General features: G+C 38.4%; 15 protein-coding genes. 13 read left to right on the plus strand and 2 right to left on the minus strand.

The window, feature by feature from the left end; translation table 11 throughout:
- Positions 1-96: 96 nt before the first annotated feature.
- The gene (locus ACIQXI_RS00950) at positions 97-1,404 is read left to right on the plus strand and encodes a DRTGG domain-containing protein (protein ID WP_402920545.1); all 1,308 of its coding nucleotides are present in this window, start codon (positions 97-99) and stop codon (positions 1,402-1,404) included.
- Between the two features lie 78 nt (positions 1,405-1,482).
- Here the strand turns inward: ACIQXI_RS00950 and ACIQXI_RS00955 are convergent, their stop codons facing one another.
- Complete coding sequence (locus ACIQXI_RS00955; protein WP_402920548.1) at positions 1,483-1,788, minus strand: YtpI family protein; 306 nt, start codon at positions 1,786-1,788, stop codon at positions 1,483-1,485.
- Positions 1,789-1,878: 90 nt separating this feature from the next.
- Between ACIQXI_RS00955 and ACIQXI_RS00960 the strand changes: the two genes are divergently transcribed.
- From ACIQXI_RS00960 to ACIQXI_RS00995, 8 genes are all read left to right on the plus strand, one after another.
- Positions 1,879-2,823 carry a DHH family phosphoesterase gene (locus tag ACIQXI_RS00960; RefSeq protein ID WP_402920551.1) on the plus strand — a complete coding sequence of 315 codons (945 nt, stop codon included), beginning with the start codon at positions 1,879-1,881 and terminating at the stop codon, positions 2,821-2,823.
- Between the two features lie 21 nt (positions 2,824-2,844).
- Positions 2,845-5,928, plus strand: coding sequence for a DNA polymerase III subunit alpha (dnaE, locus tag ACIQXI_RS00965; RefSeq protein ID WP_402920554.1), 3,084 nt, complete (start codon positions 2,845-2,847; stop codon positions 5,926-5,928).
- A 131-nt stretch (positions 5,929-6,059) separates the two neighbouring features.
- Entirely contained in the window at positions 6,060-6,701 is a 642-nt protein-coding gene (locus ACIQXI_RS00970) for a FadR/GntR family transcriptional regulator (protein ID WP_402920557.1), read from the plus strand.
- A 21-nt stretch (positions 6,702-6,722) separates the two neighbouring features.
- Positions 6,723-7,580 (plus strand): acetyl-CoA carboxylase, carboxyltransferase subunit beta, encoded by an 858-nt coding sequence (gene accD, locus ACIQXI_RS00975; RefSeq protein ID WP_402920559.1) that lies wholly within the window; start codon positions 6,723-6,725, stop codon positions 7,578-7,580.
- Entirely contained in the window at positions 7,573-8,529 is a 957-nt protein-coding gene (locus tag ACIQXI_RS00980; protein WP_402920562.1) for an acetyl-CoA carboxylase carboxyltransferase subunit alpha, read from the plus strand. The genes accD and ACIQXI_RS00980 overlap by 8 nt, the downstream gene beginning before the upstream one ends.
- A gap of 229 nt (positions 8,530-8,758) precedes the next feature.
- On the plus strand, positions 8,759-9,718 hold the full coding sequence (pfkA, locus tag ACIQXI_RS00985) for a 6-phosphofructokinase (protein ID WP_402920565.1): 960 nt from the start codon (positions 8,759-8,761) through the stop codon (positions 9,716-9,718).
- Between the two features lie 27 nt (positions 9,719-9,745).
- The gene (pyk, locus tag ACIQXI_RS00990; protein WP_402920568.1) at positions 9,746-11,506 is read left to right on the plus strand and encodes a pyruvate kinase; all 1,761 of its coding nucleotides are present in this window, start codon (positions 9,746-9,748) and stop codon (positions 11,504-11,506) included.
- Positions 11,507-11,661: 155 nt separating this feature from the next.
- Entirely contained in the window at positions 11,662-12,051 is a 390-nt protein-coding gene (locus ACIQXI_RS00995) for an FxsA family protein (RefSeq protein ID WP_402920571.1), read from the plus strand.
- Here the strand turns inward: ACIQXI_RS00995 and ACIQXI_RS01000 are convergent.
- Positions 12,035-13,000 carry an AI-2E family transporter gene (locus tag ACIQXI_RS01000; protein ID WP_402920573.1) on the minus strand — a complete coding sequence of 322 codons (966 nt, stop codon included), beginning with the start codon at positions 12,998-13,000 and terminating at the stop codon, positions 12,035-12,037. The two genes, ACIQXI_RS00995 and ACIQXI_RS01000, sit on opposite strands and share 17 nt — an antisense overlap.
- A gap of 250 nt (positions 13,001-13,250) precedes the next feature.
- Here ACIQXI_RS01000 and citZ point away from each other — a divergent pair, with 250 nt between their 5' ends.
- The 4 genes from citZ to ACIQXI_RS01020 all read left to right on the plus strand — a co-directional run bounded on the left by citZ (position 13,251) and on the right by ACIQXI_RS01020 (position 17,458).
- Complete coding sequence (gene citZ / locus ACIQXI_RS01005) at positions 13,251-14,366, plus strand: citrate synthase (RefSeq protein ID WP_402920576.1); 1,116 nt, start codon at positions 13,251-13,253, stop codon at positions 14,364-14,366.
- Positions 14,367-14,446: 80 nt separating this feature from the next.
- The gene (icd, locus tag ACIQXI_RS01010) at positions 14,447-15,709 is read left to right on the plus strand and encodes an NADP-dependent isocitrate dehydrogenase (protein ID WP_402920579.1); all 1,263 of its coding nucleotides are present in this window, start codon (positions 14,447-14,449) and stop codon (positions 15,707-15,709) included.
- Positions 15,710-15,887: 178 nt separating this feature from the next.
- Entirely contained in the window at positions 15,888-16,826 is a 939-nt protein-coding gene (gene mdh / locus ACIQXI_RS01015; protein WP_402920582.1) for a malate dehydrogenase, read from the plus strand.
- A gap of 191 nt (positions 16,827-17,017) precedes the next feature.
- The gene (locus ACIQXI_RS01020) at positions 17,018-17,458 is read left to right on the plus strand and encodes a MaoC/PaaZ C-terminal domain-containing protein (RefSeq protein ID WP_402920585.1); all 441 of its coding nucleotides are present in this window, start codon (positions 17,018-17,020) and stop codon (positions 17,456-17,458) included.
- Positions 17,459-17,491: the final 33 nt, after the last annotated feature.

Raw genomic sequence — 17,491 nt, forward strand, 5'->3', positions numbered from 1 at the left:
GGAACGTGAAACATTTTACACCTTTATACTCAATATTTTTGTGAAAAATATGATACACTAATAACAGAATTCATTGCTTGAGAAATAGGTGATATTTTGTCAACAAAACATGAGAAGATTTTACAATACATCGAATCACTACCCGTGGGCGATAAAATTTCAGTACGACAAATTGCAAAAGAAATGCAAGTAAGTGAGGGGACGGCATACCGTGCCATAAAAGAAGCGGAAAATCGTCGTCTCGTAAGTTCGATTGAGCGTGTCGGAACAATTCGTATTGAGAAGAAAAAGAAAGAAAATATCGAACGCTTAACATTTGCTGAAATTGTTAATATTATCGATGGCCAAGTACTAGGTGGAAAAACGGGCCTCCATAAAACGTTAACAAAATTTGTAATCGGTGCGATGCAATTAGAAGATATGATGCGTTATACAGATGCGGGAAGCTTATTAATTGTTGGGAACCGATTTAAAGCACATGAAAATGCGCTACGTGCTGGAGCTGCCGTGTTGATTACAGGCGGATTTGACACGACGGAAGATAACAAACAGCTTGCTGATTCATTAGATTTACCGATTATTTCTACTAGTTATGATACGTTTACCGTAGCTACGATGATTAACCGCGCAATTTATGACCAGCTAATTAAAAAAGATATTTTATTTATTGAGGATATTTTTGTACCGATGACCGAGACCGCAGTACTTCACAATGATGAAACAATTCATCATTTCCAGAAGTTGAATGAGCGCACAACACATGGTGCATTCCCAGTTGTTACGGCAAACAATAAACTTGTCGGCATGATTACAGTAAAAGACGTAATTGGTAGGGAAGAAGATGAGTTGATTGAAAAGGTCATGACGAAAAATCCAATTGCTGGTTCCATGAAAATGAGTGTTGCATCAGCGGGGCATCGTATGATTTGGGAAGGTATTGATTTATTGCCTGTTGTCAATGATGATAATGTTTTGCAAGGGGTTATTAGTCGACAAGATGTGTTAAAGGCATTGCAGCTTGCACAAAGACAACCACAGCATGGCGAGACGATTGATGATTTAGTAAAAAATGAGATGAAAGTACTCGGCGACGAAGAGTTAATGGTGGAATTTAAAGTCACACCGCAAATGACCAACCAATATGGAGCTATTTCATATGGAGCTTTTACTACATTATTAGCTGAAGTTGGATCATTCGCATTGAAGCGTCGTAAACGAGGCGATGCAGTGGCTGAAAATATGACCATTTATTTCATCAAGCCTGTTCAGATGGAGAGTACGCTTACGGTCAAACCTCGCATATTAGATATGAGTCGTAAATTTGTGAAAATGGACTTTGAAGTATTTAATGAGCAAACATTGGTCGGAAAGGCCATGATGATGTTCCAACTATTAGAGCGTTAAGCATACAAAAAGGGATGGCCTAGAGCGAATTCTAGGTCATCCCTTTCACTTAGCTATAATATGTAATGCCATGCGCTATTAGCGGTTAATACGGTATTCTTCATCAACAAATTGACCATAGTGACGAGCTTTTTTTACATTTTCAATAATAACAAAGATGCCTAATGCGACAAGAATTGCTACAATAATAAATGTAAACGTTCCGGGGAATAAGTAAGCTTGGTTTAAAGAAAATGCAAGAATAAAAGAACCGAATCCTATATTCGCCTTACTTTTGTACCAATTTTTAGCAATAGGTAATGGAGAACGGAACTGTTTTGTTTTAAAATAAAAATAAAAGACAAATGATATGATAATTGCAAAGACAAAAATTAAATTGAGCATAGTAAACCTCCTAGCATAACTAGTCATTATTGTAACGATATTTGAGGAAAAATGCTAACGGTTATTACTATCATGATGGAGGAAATCAATTTGAAAAGACAAATCATCGACACAATTGCTTCATATGAGACAATCGTTATTCATCGACACGTGCGTCCGGATCCGGATGCTTATGGATCACAATTAGGGTTGAAAGAATTGATATTAGCCAATTATCCAAATAAAAAGGTTTATGCTGTTGGTGAGCACGATACATCGTTGTCGTTTTTAGCACAGCCTGATCAAATAACGGATGATGTGTATGAAAATGCATTGGTGATTGTCACGGATACAGCTAATACTGAGCGCATTGACGATCAGCGCTATACAAAAGGCAAAATGCTTATCAAAATTGATCATCATCCTAATGACGACCAATATGGAGACTTATTATGGGTTGAAACAACAGCTAGTTCTTGTAGTGAAATGATTTATGAGCTTTTTGAAACAGGAAGAGAAATCGCGGACTGGCAACTTTCAGATGCCTCTGCTAGATTATTATTTGCTGGAATAGTAGGTGATACTGGCCGCTTCCAATTCCCAAGCACGACTGTCAAAACATTTAAAGTGGCAGCTGAACTCATTACATATAATTTTGATCGAAATGAAATTTTCGATGGAATGTATGAAATGGAGCCAAAGCTGTTAACTCTTCAAGGTTATATTTATCAGAACTTTAAAATGGACGAACATGGAGCGGCCTATGTGAAGCTAACAAAAGAATTGCTTGCGGAATATAATGCAGTGCCTTCTGAAGCATCGCTTTTAGTAGGCTGTCTAGGGAGCGTAAAAGGAATTTGTGCATGGGTCATCTTTATAGAGGAGGAAGACCAAATTCGAGTGCGTCTTCGCTCTAAAGGTCCTGTTATTAATACATTAGCGAAAGAATTCAATGGTGGTGGACATCCGTTAGCTTCAGGTGCCACAGCCTATTCTTGGCAAGAAGCGGAACGTGTAATATCACGTCTGCAAGAAATTTGTAAAGCATATCAATAAATTTGAAAGGCAGGGATTCTTTTGACACATGTATATACACAAATGCATACGAGCGCGGATTTATTAAAAAGCACGATTCGGCTTGAACAATTGATCCCTTTTTTACAAGAACAAAATACGCAGGCCTGTGCAATTGTTAATTCAAAATTGTACGGGCTTTTGCCTTTTTGTACAGCAATGCAGCAAGCAAACATTCATGCTGTTATAGGGCTTTCAATAAAGGTGCAATGGGATACAACAACAATACCGCTTGTGCTGTATGCGCAAACACAGGAAGGATATCAGCATTTATTAAAGATTAGTAGTGCTGTTTCTATAAGAGAAGATGAAGTATTACCTTGGCGATGGCTTGAAGGGTATGCAGCAGGCTGTATAGCGTTACTTTCGACAACAAATTTAGCGGATACTTCACAATGGATAGCGATGACTAGTGCGCTTCAACAACTGTTTGGAAAACGACTCTATGTAGGAATCGCAAGACCTGGAGGTATGATTGCAGAACATGAAGCCATGATTTCACAATACTGTGAGACTGAGCATATTGCAATTGTAGCAACACAGCATTGTACTTTTTTACGACCGGAAGATCATTTTGCTTTTGAGGTTGCTAGAGCCATTGATACAGGGGAAAAGCTTCAGGATACGATGTTGACCGCTCATTTAGCGCATTTTTATGTGCCGACGGCGGAACAGTGGAAAGGGTGGTTTAACGATCGCCCTGAATGGTTAGAAGCAAGCGCAAGTATGCTCGCTAGCTGTGTAGCCAAAATCCCCGAAATGCATGTTCAAATGCCGAAGTTTCCGGTACTAGAGGGGGAAACAGCCGAAAGTTTGCTTGTAAAAGAAGCAACTTCAGGTTTAGCTGCGCGCTTACATCTTTCTGAGATACCGGCAGCTTATCGAGAACGATTACACTATGAACTAGAAATTATTAGTTCAATGGGCTATGCAGATTATTTTTTAATTGTGGCAGATTTTATGCGCTTCGCTAAAGAACAGCGTATTTTAACTGGCCCTGGTCGTGGTTCCTCAGCAAGTTCGCTTGTTGCATATAGTCTTTCTATTACGCAGGTAGATCCACTTGCTTATGGATTACTGTTTGAACGGTTTTTAAATCCTGAACGTGTTACATTACCGGATATTGATATTGACTTTGTCGACAGTAAAAGACAACAAGTGATACAATACGTCGCACAAAAATATGGCAAGGCGAATGTAGCACAAATTATTACATTTGGTACATTGTCAGCAAAAGCAGTAGCGAGAGATGTGGCGCGCGTATTTGGTTTTGACGGGGAATTGATGGAAAAAATCTCGAAACTGATTCCGAATAAACCGGGCATGACATTACAAAGAGCTGTGGCGGAATCCCCCAACTTTCAAAGTTGGTTAGCTGAAGATGAAACTCATCAGCGTTGGTTTGATGTAGCTTTAAAATTAGAAGGTTTGCCGAGAAATTCTTCTACCCATGCTGCTGGTGTTGTTTTAGCACCGACGCCTTTAGTGGATACAGTGCCAATTGAAGATGGACATGATGGGATTTATTGTACACAGTGGCCGATGGGGGATGTAGAAGCATCTGGGCTCGTCAAAATGGATTTTTTAGGCTTGCGCAATTTATCAATTTTAGAGCAAGTACGCTGGTCTATCTATAAAACTGGCGGACCATGGATAGAATTTGATCGTATTCCTATGCATGATGAGCGCACGTTTCAGTTATTACAACAAGGTGATACAGTAGGGATTTTTCAATTAGAATCAGATGGTATGAAACAAGCATTACGTGATATTTATCCAACGCATTTTTCGGATATAGTGGCAATTAACGCACTTTATCGTCCAGGACCAATGGACTTTATTCCCGTTTATGCAAGAAGAAAGGCTGGCAAGGAACATGTAACGATGCCCCATCCGTTGCTGGAGCCAATTTTACGCGAAACATTTGGTGTTATCGTATACCAGGAGCAAATAATGCAAATAGCCGCTACAATGGCTGGCTTTACGATAGGGCAGGCAGATTTATTGCGTCGAGCGGTTAGTAAAAAAAATCGGGATATATTAGAAGAACAACGAATTGCTTTTGTCAATGGGGCATTGCAACAAGGTTTTGATCGCATGGTCGCAGAGGACGTGTATGCGCTTATTGTGCGTTTTGCAGACTATGGCTTTCCGAAAAGTCATGCTGTTGCCTATAGTGTTATTTCGTATCATATGGCATATTTAAAAGCGCATTACCCGCAAAGCTTCTATGCTGCATTATTAACGAACGCCACAGGCAATGTAGAAAAAATTCAGCAGCTTATTGCAGAGGCAAGAGAAAAAGGAATTGCTTTTTATCCGCCATCGTTATTACAAAGTACTAAATTCTTTTCGGTTGAAAAAGACGGCATTCGCTATAGTTTAGCCGGTATTAAAGGCGTACCACAGACGTTTTTAGATAAAGTTGTCGCTTTACGTAAAACTAACCCTAACGCATTTCATAATTTATTTGATTTGGCTGTGGCATTAAGTGCACAACATTTTAAACCGAAAATAATGGAGCCTCTTATTTATGCGGGGGTGCTGGATTATTTAGAGAAGGACCGTGCTGTCCTTATTGCTACTTTAGAGGCGGCTCACAAACAGGCAGAACTTGTACGCCCGACAGAAGATGTAGATATTGAAACAGCTACTGCCTATAGTTTTGGAAAACCAAAGTATATGGATGCTGAAAATATGCCTCAAAAGGAAAAATTGCAACATGAGAAAGAAGCGCTAGGCTTCTATATATCAGCACATCCTGTTGCCGTTGAAAGAACAATGTGGGGGGCAGCCACGATAACATGTGCAGAACTGAAGCATACACGCGAAGGAACCTATGTAAAAATGTTAGGTTTGGTTGAAGAAGTGAAAAAAATTAGGACAAAAAAAGGTGAGCAAATGGCCTTTGTCCAACTTCAAGATGAATATGGTACAGTGTCAGTTACCTTATTCCCTCAGGTTTTCCAACTCGTACAGGATCTTTTGATAGAAGATGAATTGCTATATATTGAGGGTACACTTGAAAAACGTTTTGGCAAACCACAAGTGAAAGCAAAACATGCACAATCGACTAAAAAAATATGATATTAAACAAGAATTTGGAAACTGCATAGATTTATATGCAGTTTTTTCTTTACTTTTTAACAGTTATTTTGTAAGATGTAGTCAATGCGAAAAAAGTGGTCAGACCACTTTTGATAACGGGAGTTAATCATATGGATAAACAAACCGAACAAAAAAAAGTATTTTTAGAAATCGTTCAGCAATTGCGTCAACTTATTCGAATGGAAAAAATTCAAGCTGGAGAGAAGCTTCCTTCTGAACGTGTTTTATCAGAAAGGTTAGGTGTTGGGCGTTCCTCTGTGAGGGAGGCACTGCGCAGTTTAGAGTTACTTGGACTCATTGAAACGCGACACGGTGGCGGGACATTTCTTGCCTCAACACACAAGCATCAGCTTGTAGAAGTACTGTCGATGTTTATATTAGAAGATGAAAAATCAAAAAAGGATGTCGAATTAACGCGACAAATTCATGAAAAGGAAGCAATTCGCGTAATAAGTTGTACAGAGATTCTTCGTACACTACCAGTGTGGGATAGTTTTTTTGTGAGGCTGGAAATTGAAGGAACAGTAAATTGTCGTGATGTCCTGCGAGAAATAATCATTACATCCGGCAATCGCCTTTCGCTGAAAATTTGGTTTCAACTGACGGCTTATGACGGTGACCGTTTAAATCGAAACTCAACGGAAGATGAAAAACTAATCCTTCAAACGATGTTAAAATCCATGCAGCTTGGCTACGAAAGAGAAGCATTGCGATCTTACGAGCAGTGGATGGCCACTAGTCAAACTTTTTAAACAACAAAGGGGGAGTCAATCATGGCAATACGCGACATATTTAACACAAATCGAAAAAAGAAACAGGATGGACAAGAAAAGGCATTTCCAGAAGGACTCATGACAAAATGTCCAGAATGCCGTCACATTCAGTTAACAAAAGAATTAGAAAAGCACCATAAAGTATGCACGAAATGTGGCCATCATTTTAAAATGACTGCACAGGAGCGTGTAGCAGACTTCTTAGATGAAGGTTCATTCGTTTCAATGGACGATCACTTACAATCAAGTAACCCACTTAATTTCCCTGCCTATGTAGAGAAAATTAATGCCGATCAACAAAAAACAGGCTTAAATGAAGCTGTTTTGACGGGTTTAGGGACACTTGAAGGTGAAGATATTGTTGTTGCCATAATGGATTCTCATTTCCGTATGGGTTCAATGGGTTCTGTTGTTGGAGAAAAGATAACACGTGCGATAGAAAAAGCAACAGAATTACGTGTGCCATTTATTATTTTCACTGCAAGTGGTGGGGCGCGTATGCAAGAGGGCGTATTATCGTTAATGCAAATGGCGAAGACAAGTGTTGCATTAAAACGTCATAGCAATGAAGGCTTATTATTTATTTCAATCTTAACGCATCCAACTACTGGTGGTGTTTCTGCAAGCTTTGCCTCAGTTGGAGATATTAATATTGCGGAACCTCAAGCATTAATCGGCTTTGCAGGTAGACGTGTAATTGAAGAAACGGTAAGAGAAAAACTACCGAGTGATTTCCAAACAGCAGAATTTTTATTAGAGCATGGTCAACTAGATGCCATTTTCCATCGTAAAGATTTACGAAAACAAGTAGCTGTGCTTGTAAAAATGCATACGAAGGGTGGCGTGCAACATGTCTAAAAATTTAGCTTTCGAAGAACCAGTAGTACAATTACGTGAGAAAATTGATGAATTAAAAACGATAGCTGCTGAAGCAGATGTAGATATGACAGGCGAGATTGAAAAGTTAGAAACTCGTTTAACACAACTGGAGCAATCAATCTACTCCAACATGAAACCGTGGGATCGCGTGCAAGTAGCACGACATCCAGAACGTCCAACAACGTTGCAGTATATTGAAGCTATGTGTGAAAACTTTATTGAATTACATGGAGATCGTACATTTGGAGATGATGCGGCGATTCTTGGTGGGATAGCCCTATTTGAAGGTCAACCTGTCACAATTATTGGCCACCAACGTGGTAAATCCACAAAAGAAAATATTCGTCGTAACTTTGGGATGCCACATCCAGAAGGTTATCGTAAGGCATTACGCTTAATGAAACAAGCAGAGAAATTTAAACGTCCGATTATTTGTTTTATTGATACGAAAGGTGCTTACCCTGGGAAAGCTGCGGAAGAGCGTGGTCAAAGTGAGGCAATTGCTCGTAATTTAGTAGAAATGGCGGGCCTATCAGTACCTGTTATTAGTATTGTTATTGGAGAAGGCGGTAGTGGTGGCGCTTTAGCGTTAGGCGTTGCAAACCGTGTATTTATGTTAGAGAACTCAACTTATTCAGTTATTTCTCCAGAAGGTGCAGCTTCAATATTATGGCGTGATGGTAGTCTTGCGAAGCAGGCGGCAGAAGCGATGCGCATTACTGCACCTGATTTAAAAGAGCTTGGTGTCATTGACGGGATTATCCCTGAAATTATTGGCGGTGCCCATCGTAATGTGGCAAAGCAGGCAATTAATATTAAGGAATGTATTAGTGACACACTTAATGTATTAAATTCTTTAAATGGTGAACAATTAATCGAAGACCGATATGAAAAATTTAAAAAAATCGGAAAATATATAGAAGAATAGACAAAATCGCATGGCAAAGCTCTGAAGGTCTAATTCGTGAAAATAAAGCGAAGAATTTATAAAAAATGTTAAATTTTGGATACTTCGGAATGGAAAGAGTGTGTGAAAGCGCATTCTTTTCATTTTTTATGTAAAAGTTATGTTTTTCTAGCCCCAGAACCCTTACATAGTTTGTTTTTTCGTGTTAATGTGAATAATATTAGATAACACTGCAGGAGGTTGTTCGACAATGAAAAAAATTGCCGTATTAACAAGTGGTGGAGATGCCCCGGGCATGAACGCAGCGATTCGAGCGGTCGTTCGTAAGGCAGCTTATCATGGAATAGATGTTGTCGGAATTAAGCATGGCTATGAAGGTTTAATTAAAGGATCTTTTGAGCTACTTGATTTGGGCTCTGTAGGTGGCATCATTCAAAGAGGAGGTACCAATTTATTTTCAGCACGGTGCCCTGAATTTAAAGAAGATGCTGTCCAACTGCAAGGTATTGCAAAAATGCAAGAAGCAGGTATCGAAGGGCTAGTTGTTATCGGGGGTGATGGTTCTTACCGAGGAGCAATGGATCTTGTGAAAAAAGGTTTCCCAGTTGTTGGGGTGCCTGGCACAATTGATAACGATGTTCCTGGCACAGAATACACAATTGGCTTTGATACTGCCCTGAATACAGTCGTAGAATCAATCGATAAAATTCGTGATACAGCGACTTCCCATGAAAATTCTTTTATTGTTGAAGTAATGGGGCGCGATGCAGGCGATATTGCATTATGGGCAGGGCTTGCAGCAGGGGCTGAAACAGTTTTAATTCCCGAAGAAGATTTTGATTTAGATGATATCGTATCACGTTTAGAGCGTGGTGAAGCACGAGGGAAAAAGCATAGTATCATTATTGTAGCAGAGGGTGTAATGTCAGGTAGCGAGTTGGCAAAACTACTAAAAGACAAAACAGGTAAAGAAACGCGTGTTTCTGTACTTGGTCATATTCAACGCGGTGGTTCTCCAACAGCACGTGATCGTGTCCTCGCAAGTCAATTTGGTGCACATGCAGTAGAATTGTTAATGCAAGGTAAATCTGGTCGAGCTGTTGGTATACGCAACCATACAGTTATTGACTATGATATGCCGGAAGCTTTCGAAAGGCACCATGAGTCAGATGTAAGCTTATATACTTTAATGAAAGAACTATCAATATAATTTGGCGTAAAACGGAGTGGGCAGAAAATGAGAAAAACAAAAATCGTATGTACAATTGGTCCAGCAAGTGAGTCACCAGAAATTTTAGAAAAACTAATTGAAGCAGGTATGAATGTAGCTCGCTTGAATTTTTCACATGGTTCACATGAAGAACATGAAGTGCGCATTAATTTAATTCGTGAAGTTGCAGAAAAGTGTGGGAAACCGGTTGGTATTTTGCTCGACACAAAAGGACCTGAAATTCGCACACATAATATGAAAAATGGCGAGCTGCATTTAACAGCTGGTCAAGTAATAGATATTTCAATGTCGGAGGTAGAAGGAACAGAGGCAAGTTTCTCTGTTACGTATGATCGACTGATTGAAGATGTAGAGCAAAATTCAATTATTTTATTGGATGATGGCTTAATTCAATTACGAGTATTAGCGACAGATACGGAAAAAGGACTTATCCATACAATCGTGGAAAATGCCGGAGTCTTAAAAAATAAAAAGGGTGTTAATGTCCCTGGTGTTTCAGTACAACTACCTGGAATTACTGAAAAAGATGCGCAAGATATACTATTTGGTATTAAACAAGGTGTAGATTTCATTGCCGCTTCATTTGTTCGACGAGCTAAAGATGTCTTAGAAATTCGTGAATTACTTGAGCAAAATGGCGGAAGCCACATTCAAATTATCCCGAAAATCGAGAACCAAGAAGGTGTCGATAATATCGACGAAATCATCTTAGTATCAGACGGATTAATGGTTGCTCGTGGTGACCTAGGTGTAGAAATTCCTGCTGAAGAAGTGCCTTTAGTTCAAAAGAAATTAATTTTAAAATGTAACCAAGTTGGTAAACCAGTTATTACAGCAACTCAAATGTTAGACTCAATGCAACGTAATCCTCGTCCAACACGAGCGGAAGCAAGTGACGTTGCAAATGCCATTATTGATGGAACGGATGCAATCATGCTATCTGGTGAAACAGCAGCAGGGATTTATCCAGTTGAATCTGTACAAACAATGAACAAAATTGCACAGCGTACAGAAAATTCGTTAGACTATAAAGCAATCGTTTCAACACGCAGTCGTGAAAAAGAAGCGAATATGACAGAGGCAATTTCTCAAGCAGTTGCATATACTTCGATTAACTTAGGCGTAAAAGCCGTACTAGCACCAACTGAGAGTGGTAACACAGCACGCATGATTGCTAAATATCGTCCTGGTGTGCCAATTGTCGCTGTAACTGGTGCAGCAAACACTGCTAGTGCACTAACACTTGTATGGGGTGTATATCCTGTAGTATGTCAACGTGTTACAACGACTGACGAAATTTTAGAACTTGCAGTCGATGAAAGCTTAAAACATGGCTTTGTAACGCATGGGGATGCAGTAGTAATTACGGCAGGTGTTCCTGTTGGTGAAGCGGGTACTACGAACTTAATGAAAGTCCACATCATCGGTGATTTACTCGCTCGTGGACAAGGTATAGGTAAAGCATCTGTAATAGGCCATACGGTTGTAGCAAAAAATGCTGCTGAAGCATTAGCGTATGATACGGAAGGCTGTATTTTAGTAACGGTAGGTTCAGATCGTGAGATGATGCCAGCGATTGAAAAATGTATCGGACTTATTACAGAAGAGGGCGGTTTGACAAGTCATGCTGCTGTAGTAGGGCTAAGTCTTGGTATCCCTGTAATCGTCGGCGTAAAAGAAGCAACAACTTTAATTCGCCACGGTCAGGAAATAACAATGGATGCTGAAACAGGTGTTATATACAAAGGACATGCAAGTGTTCTTTAATAGTTAGTGAAAAGGCTCTAGTATGGGGTAACCGTACTAGAGCTTTTTAAATAATAAGGATACATATTTTTAAGGCCTATTTATTTTTAGTTGAAACTTATTGGGCTATAATAACGTATAAAAGGTATAGCTTTTTCAATAGAAAGGAGAAAAATATGAAAAAAGTTTTTCTTAGTTTTGTTGTATATGCATTAGCCGAATTGGCGTTATTAATAGTTATTGGTCAAAATATTGGTGTTTTCAATACATTATTACTTGTTGTCGCGACGACAATCATTGGCATTTATATAGCGAAAAATAAAGGTATCAATTCAGTGAAAAACGTAAAACATATGGTAGCGCGAGGGGAAGCCCCTGGACCTGCCCTAGTGGATGCGATGTTAAATTTTAGTGGTGGTGTCCTTTTAGCATTACCCGGTTTTATCACAGACATCATTGGTTTGCTATTGCTGTTGCCGATAACACGAAAATTGTTCCAACCACTTGTATTTTACTGGATGCGTAAAAAAATGAAAAAAGGACAATTTATTATCGTTCAAAAATAGCTTTATCTTTTATTTTTACAGCTAAAAATAAAAATATCGGGCTGAGTAAAATACCATAAAAACCGAATAATAAGATGGAGGCAGCGCTGATGAAAAACGTATGAAACGTACGTAATTGCAGGGTATTCGACCAAAGCATCGATTCAGCTAGCTGCCTTGTTAGTTGCACAAACAAATACAACAGTAAAATGGCTACACATAAAAAGGTATCGCCATTAAAATAAAAGTAAATACTCATTGGGACGAGAAAGACCCCGATGCCAAAGAACGGTAGAACATCTGCGAACGCAACTATAAAAGCTTTAATAATGGCTTGTTCAAATTGTAATAGTAAAAAGCCCCCACACAATATAAGCAATGTTATTGTAAATAATTGAAATTCCACAAATACAAAGTAATGAAAGAGTTGCATAACTTTAGAAAAATGCGATTGCCATTGGATTCTATATTTTTTTGGAACGTATTGAAAAAACCAATAACGAGATTTACGTGTTTCGATTAACGCAAAATAATAGGCCACAAGAAAAATAAAAACTTCAATAACGTGTTTCATAAATATTTGAAATAAATTCGCAGTATACACTACGATAGAATCGAAAATAGATAACGATTTTTCTTGTAAAAACTGAATGAATATAGACTCGTATTCAGTGAACAATGGGAAGTTTTGCAGTGTATCACGTATTTCTGGAAAGATGAGTATAATACTGTTTATCGAGATGACGATGAGGAGCGCAATACAAGAAAGTATCAGTATTTCAACAATCATCGCAGCAATCCAATAATTGATCTTACAGTATTTATGCAAGAAATTTATGATAGGGTACGTTGTAAAAGACAAAAATATAGCAAGTGATACAGGTAATACGAACCATAGAATCACTAAGTAAAAGATAAATAACAAAACATTAATAGTTCTTTCGTATGAAAAATATTTAATATTCCTCATTTTAACAAATTCACCCCAATTCAAAAGAAAAAATATTGTCAAAATATACAAAAAAACCTCTTTAGTACGTTTTTCTAGTCGCTCGTCCTACTTTTTCTTTATTTGAAGGATTTTCATTCACAAAGCTGTCAAAAATGATTATAATAACAATGTAAGCGATTTACTTAATGGTTCATGTGAGCAAAAACGTAAATGCTAAGGTTGAAAAAGCGTTTACAACAAAATTATTAGTATGAGGGAGCGATAATTTATGTCAGCAACAAAAGGTTTAGAAGGTATCGTAGCAGCGGAATCTAAAATCAGTTCAATTATCGATGACACACTTACATATGTTGGTTACAACATTGATGATTTAGCAGACAACGCATCATTTGAAGAGGTAATTTACCTACTTTGGCATACTCGTTTACCTAAAGCAGACGAGCTTGCTGAGTTAAAACAACAATTAGCAGACAACATGTCTATTCCACAAGCAATTGTAGACCAATTCAAAACGTACCCACTTTCAACTGTACATCCAATGGCTGCACTTCGTACGGCAGTATCTTTACTTGGTGTATTCGATGAAGAAGCGGATGTTATGGATCCAGAAGCTAACTATCGTAAAGCAATTCGTCTACAAGCTAAAATTGCAACTGTTGTTACGGCATTTGCGCGTGTGCGTAAAGGTTTAGAGCCAATTCAACCAAAAGCAGAGCTTAGCTATGCAGCGAACTTCCTATATATGTTAAAAGGCGAAGAGCCAGCACCAATCGAAGTGGAAGCGTTCGACAAAGCGTTAGTATTACACGCTGACCATGAATTAAATGCTTCTACATTTACTGCACGTGTATGTGTAGCTACTTTATCAGATGTATACTCTGGTGTAACTGCAGCTATCGGTGCTTTAAAAGGACCACTTCATGGTGGAGCAAATGAGCAAGTAATGAAAATGTTAACTGAAATTGGTTCTCTTGATAATGTTGAATCTTATATTCAAAATAAATTAGATAACAAAGAAAAAATCATGGGCTTCGGTCACCGCGTATACCGCAAAGGCGACCCACGTGCACCACACTTACGTGTAATGTCACAAAAATTAACTGAACTAACTGGTAAACCAGAGCTTTATGATATGTCAGTTAAAATCCATGACATGATTGTTGAACAAAAGAAATTACCAGCTAACGTAGACTTCTTCTCTGCGTCAGTATACGATTCTTTAGGTATCGATCATGACTTATTCACACCAATTTTCGCAGTTTCACGTACTTCTGGTTGGGTAGCACATATTCTTGAGCAATATGCTAACAACCGCCTAATCCGTCCACGTGCAGAATATGTTGGACCAGGCATGCAGAAATATGTTCCAATCAGTGAGCGCTGATTTGGAAAATATGCTAGAATATTTGGGACTGTGTTACCTATAACACAGTCCTATGATTATGAATTTAGGAGGCAACAAAAATGTCAAACAAAATTGTAGTTGAAAACGGCGTACTTAATGTACCAAATAACCCAGTAATCCCATTCATCGAAGGTGATGGAATCGGTCCAGATATTTGGGCAGCAGCATCACGCGTAATTGACGCAGCAGTAGAAAAAGCTTACAACGGTGAAAAGAAAATTGAATGGTTAGAAGTTCTAGCTGGTGAAAAAGCATTTAACCAAACTGGTGAATGGTTACCACAAGAAACTTTAGATAAAATTAACGAATACCTAATTGCAATCAAAGGTCCTCTTACTACGCCAATCGGTGGTGGTATCCGCTCTCTAAACGTAGCTTTACGTCAACAACTTGATTTATATGTTTGCTTACGTCCAGTACGTCACTTTGATGGAGTACCTTCTCCAGTTAAACGTCCAGAAGACGTTGATATGGTTATCTTCCGCGAAAACACAGAAGACATCTACGCTGGTATCGAATTCGAATCAGGCTCTGAACAAGCTAAAAAAATCATCAACTTCCTACAAACTGAATTTGGTGTAAATCAAATCCGTTTCCCAGAAACTTCAGGTATCGGTGTAAAACCTGTATCTAAAGAAGGTACTGAGCGTTTAGTACGTTCTGCTATCGAGTATGCTATTAAACATAACCGCCCATCTGTGACGCTAGTTCACAAAGGGAACATCATGAAATTCACTGAAGGTGGATTCAAAAAATGGGGTTATGAATTAGCTGAAACTGAATTTGCTGATCAAACTTTCACTTGGAACCAATACGATGCAATTAAAGCTGACCAAGGTGAAGAAGCAGCAAACAAAGCTCAAGCTGAAGCTTTAGCAGCTGGTAAAATCTTAGTAAAAGATTCTATCGCTGATATCTTCTTACAACAAATTTTAACTCGTCCAACTGAGTTCGATGTAGTAGCTACAATGAACTTAAATGGTGACTATATTTCTGATGCATTAGCTGCACAAGTTGGTGGTATCGGTATCGCTCCAGGTGCAAACATTAACTACGTAACTGGACATGCGATCTTCGAAGCTACTCACGGTACAGCACCTAAATATGCTGGTTTAGATAAAGTAAACCCATCTTCAGTATTACTTTCAGGTGTATTAATGCTTGAACACTTAGGATGGCAAGAAGCAGCTGACATGATCACTAAATCTGTAGAGAATACAATCTCTTCAAAAGTTGTAACTTATGACTTCGCTCGTTTAATGGACGGCGCTACAGAAGTGAAATGTTCAGAATTCGCTAACGAACTAATTAAAAACTTATAATTTTTACGGCATAACGTAAAAATAATAACTGTAACGATCCTTAACCTTTCAACAGATAGCTGTTTAATGTAAAATTGGTTTGCTACAGTAATATAAGTACCTGGTTTAATCGAGGGAGAGAGAATTTATTCTCCTCCCTTTTTTAGCATATAATCTAATACAAAAGGAGCGTATTCAAATGTCTTTGAAACGTAAAAAAATCTCAGTAATCGGTGGCGGATTCACCGGCGCTACTGCAGCTTTTTTAGCAGCACAAAAAGAACTTGGTGATGTTGTATTAGTAGATATCCCTCAAGCTGAAAAGCCAACTAAGGGTAAAGCTTTAGATATGTGGGAAGCTGCTCCAATACAAGGTTTTGATTCTTTTGTTAAAGGTACTTCTAACTATGCAGATACTGCAGATTCTGATGTTGTCATCATTACTGCTGGTGTCGCGCGAAAACCTGGCATGAGCCGTGACGACTTAGTTCAAATCAACCAAGGCGTTATGAAAACTGTTTCACAAGAAATTGCCGCTCATTCACCAAACGCAACCATTATCGTATTGACTAACCCTGTTGATGCGATGACTTACACAGTATTTAAAGAAACTGGTTTCCCGAAAAACCGAGTAATCGGTCAATCAGGAGTATTGGATACTGCTCGATTCTGTGCTTTTGTTGCAGAAGAGCTAAACATTTCTGTAAAAGACATTACTGGTTTTGTACTAGGTGGCCATGGGGATACAATGGTTCCACTTACTCGGTATTCTTTTGCGGGTGGCATACCACTGGAAACATTAATCGCCCCAGATCGTTTAGCGGCAATTGTTGACCGTACACGTAACGGTGGTGCGGAAATCGTTAATTTGCTTGGGAATGGTTCTGCCTATTATGCTCCAGCAGCTGCGCTGGTTGAAATGGCTGAAGCCATCATTAAAGACCAAAAGCGTATATTGCCTTCAATTGCTTACTTAGAAGGCGAATATGGTTATAACGATATTTATTTAGGCGTACCAACATTACTTGGTGCGGATGGTATTGAAAAAATCTTTGAACTAGAATTAACTGATGAAGAAAAGGCAGCATTGGATCATTCTGCTGAAGCTGTCAAAGCAGTTATGAAAGTGTTGAGTTAATAAAAGTTTATGTAATCGAGTAGGATTCATTCTTACTCGATTTTTTTATACATAAAGTTACTGTAAGAAACAGCCTCATTTGTACTTCATACTATGCATAAACATAAAATGGTTATTCTGCTTTTCATTGTACTTTTAGAATAAAATTGATACTATGAAGGTAGTATGATAGAAAAGGGGTTGGCATATCTTTGCTTCAAAAGAACAGTAAACTTGGTCTCACTATTGATGAAATTACAGTTGGCGAGAAGATTCATATTACTGAAAAAATAGAAGATAAGGATTTATTGCTTTATTTAGGATTGACAAATGATAATAATCCGCTTTATATTCAACACGATTATGCAGCGATGACGCCTTTTAAAAAGCCGATTGTACCAACAATTATGTTAAATGGCATAATTACGTCAGCGGTATCAAAGTATATTCCTGGACCAGGTGCACGTATTATTGAACAGCATTTAACGTATTTAGAACCTCTCTATCATTATGAATTATTTGATACGCTTTTAGAGGTAACAGAAGTGAATAAAGTACAGAATACGATTACCGTAACTGTGCTCTCCTATAATGAACAAAAGCAGTTAGTAATTGAAGGAACTTTGCTGGTGACACCACCACTGGCATTATAGCGAGCGTCTTGAGATTTGAAATGGGGGTTTCAA

The organism is Lysinibacillus sp. NPDC097195 (assembly GCF_044762075.1).
In the GTDB taxonomy this organism is placed as follows: domain Bacteria; phylum Bacillota; class Bacilli; order Bacillales_A; family Planococcaceae; genus Lysinibacillus.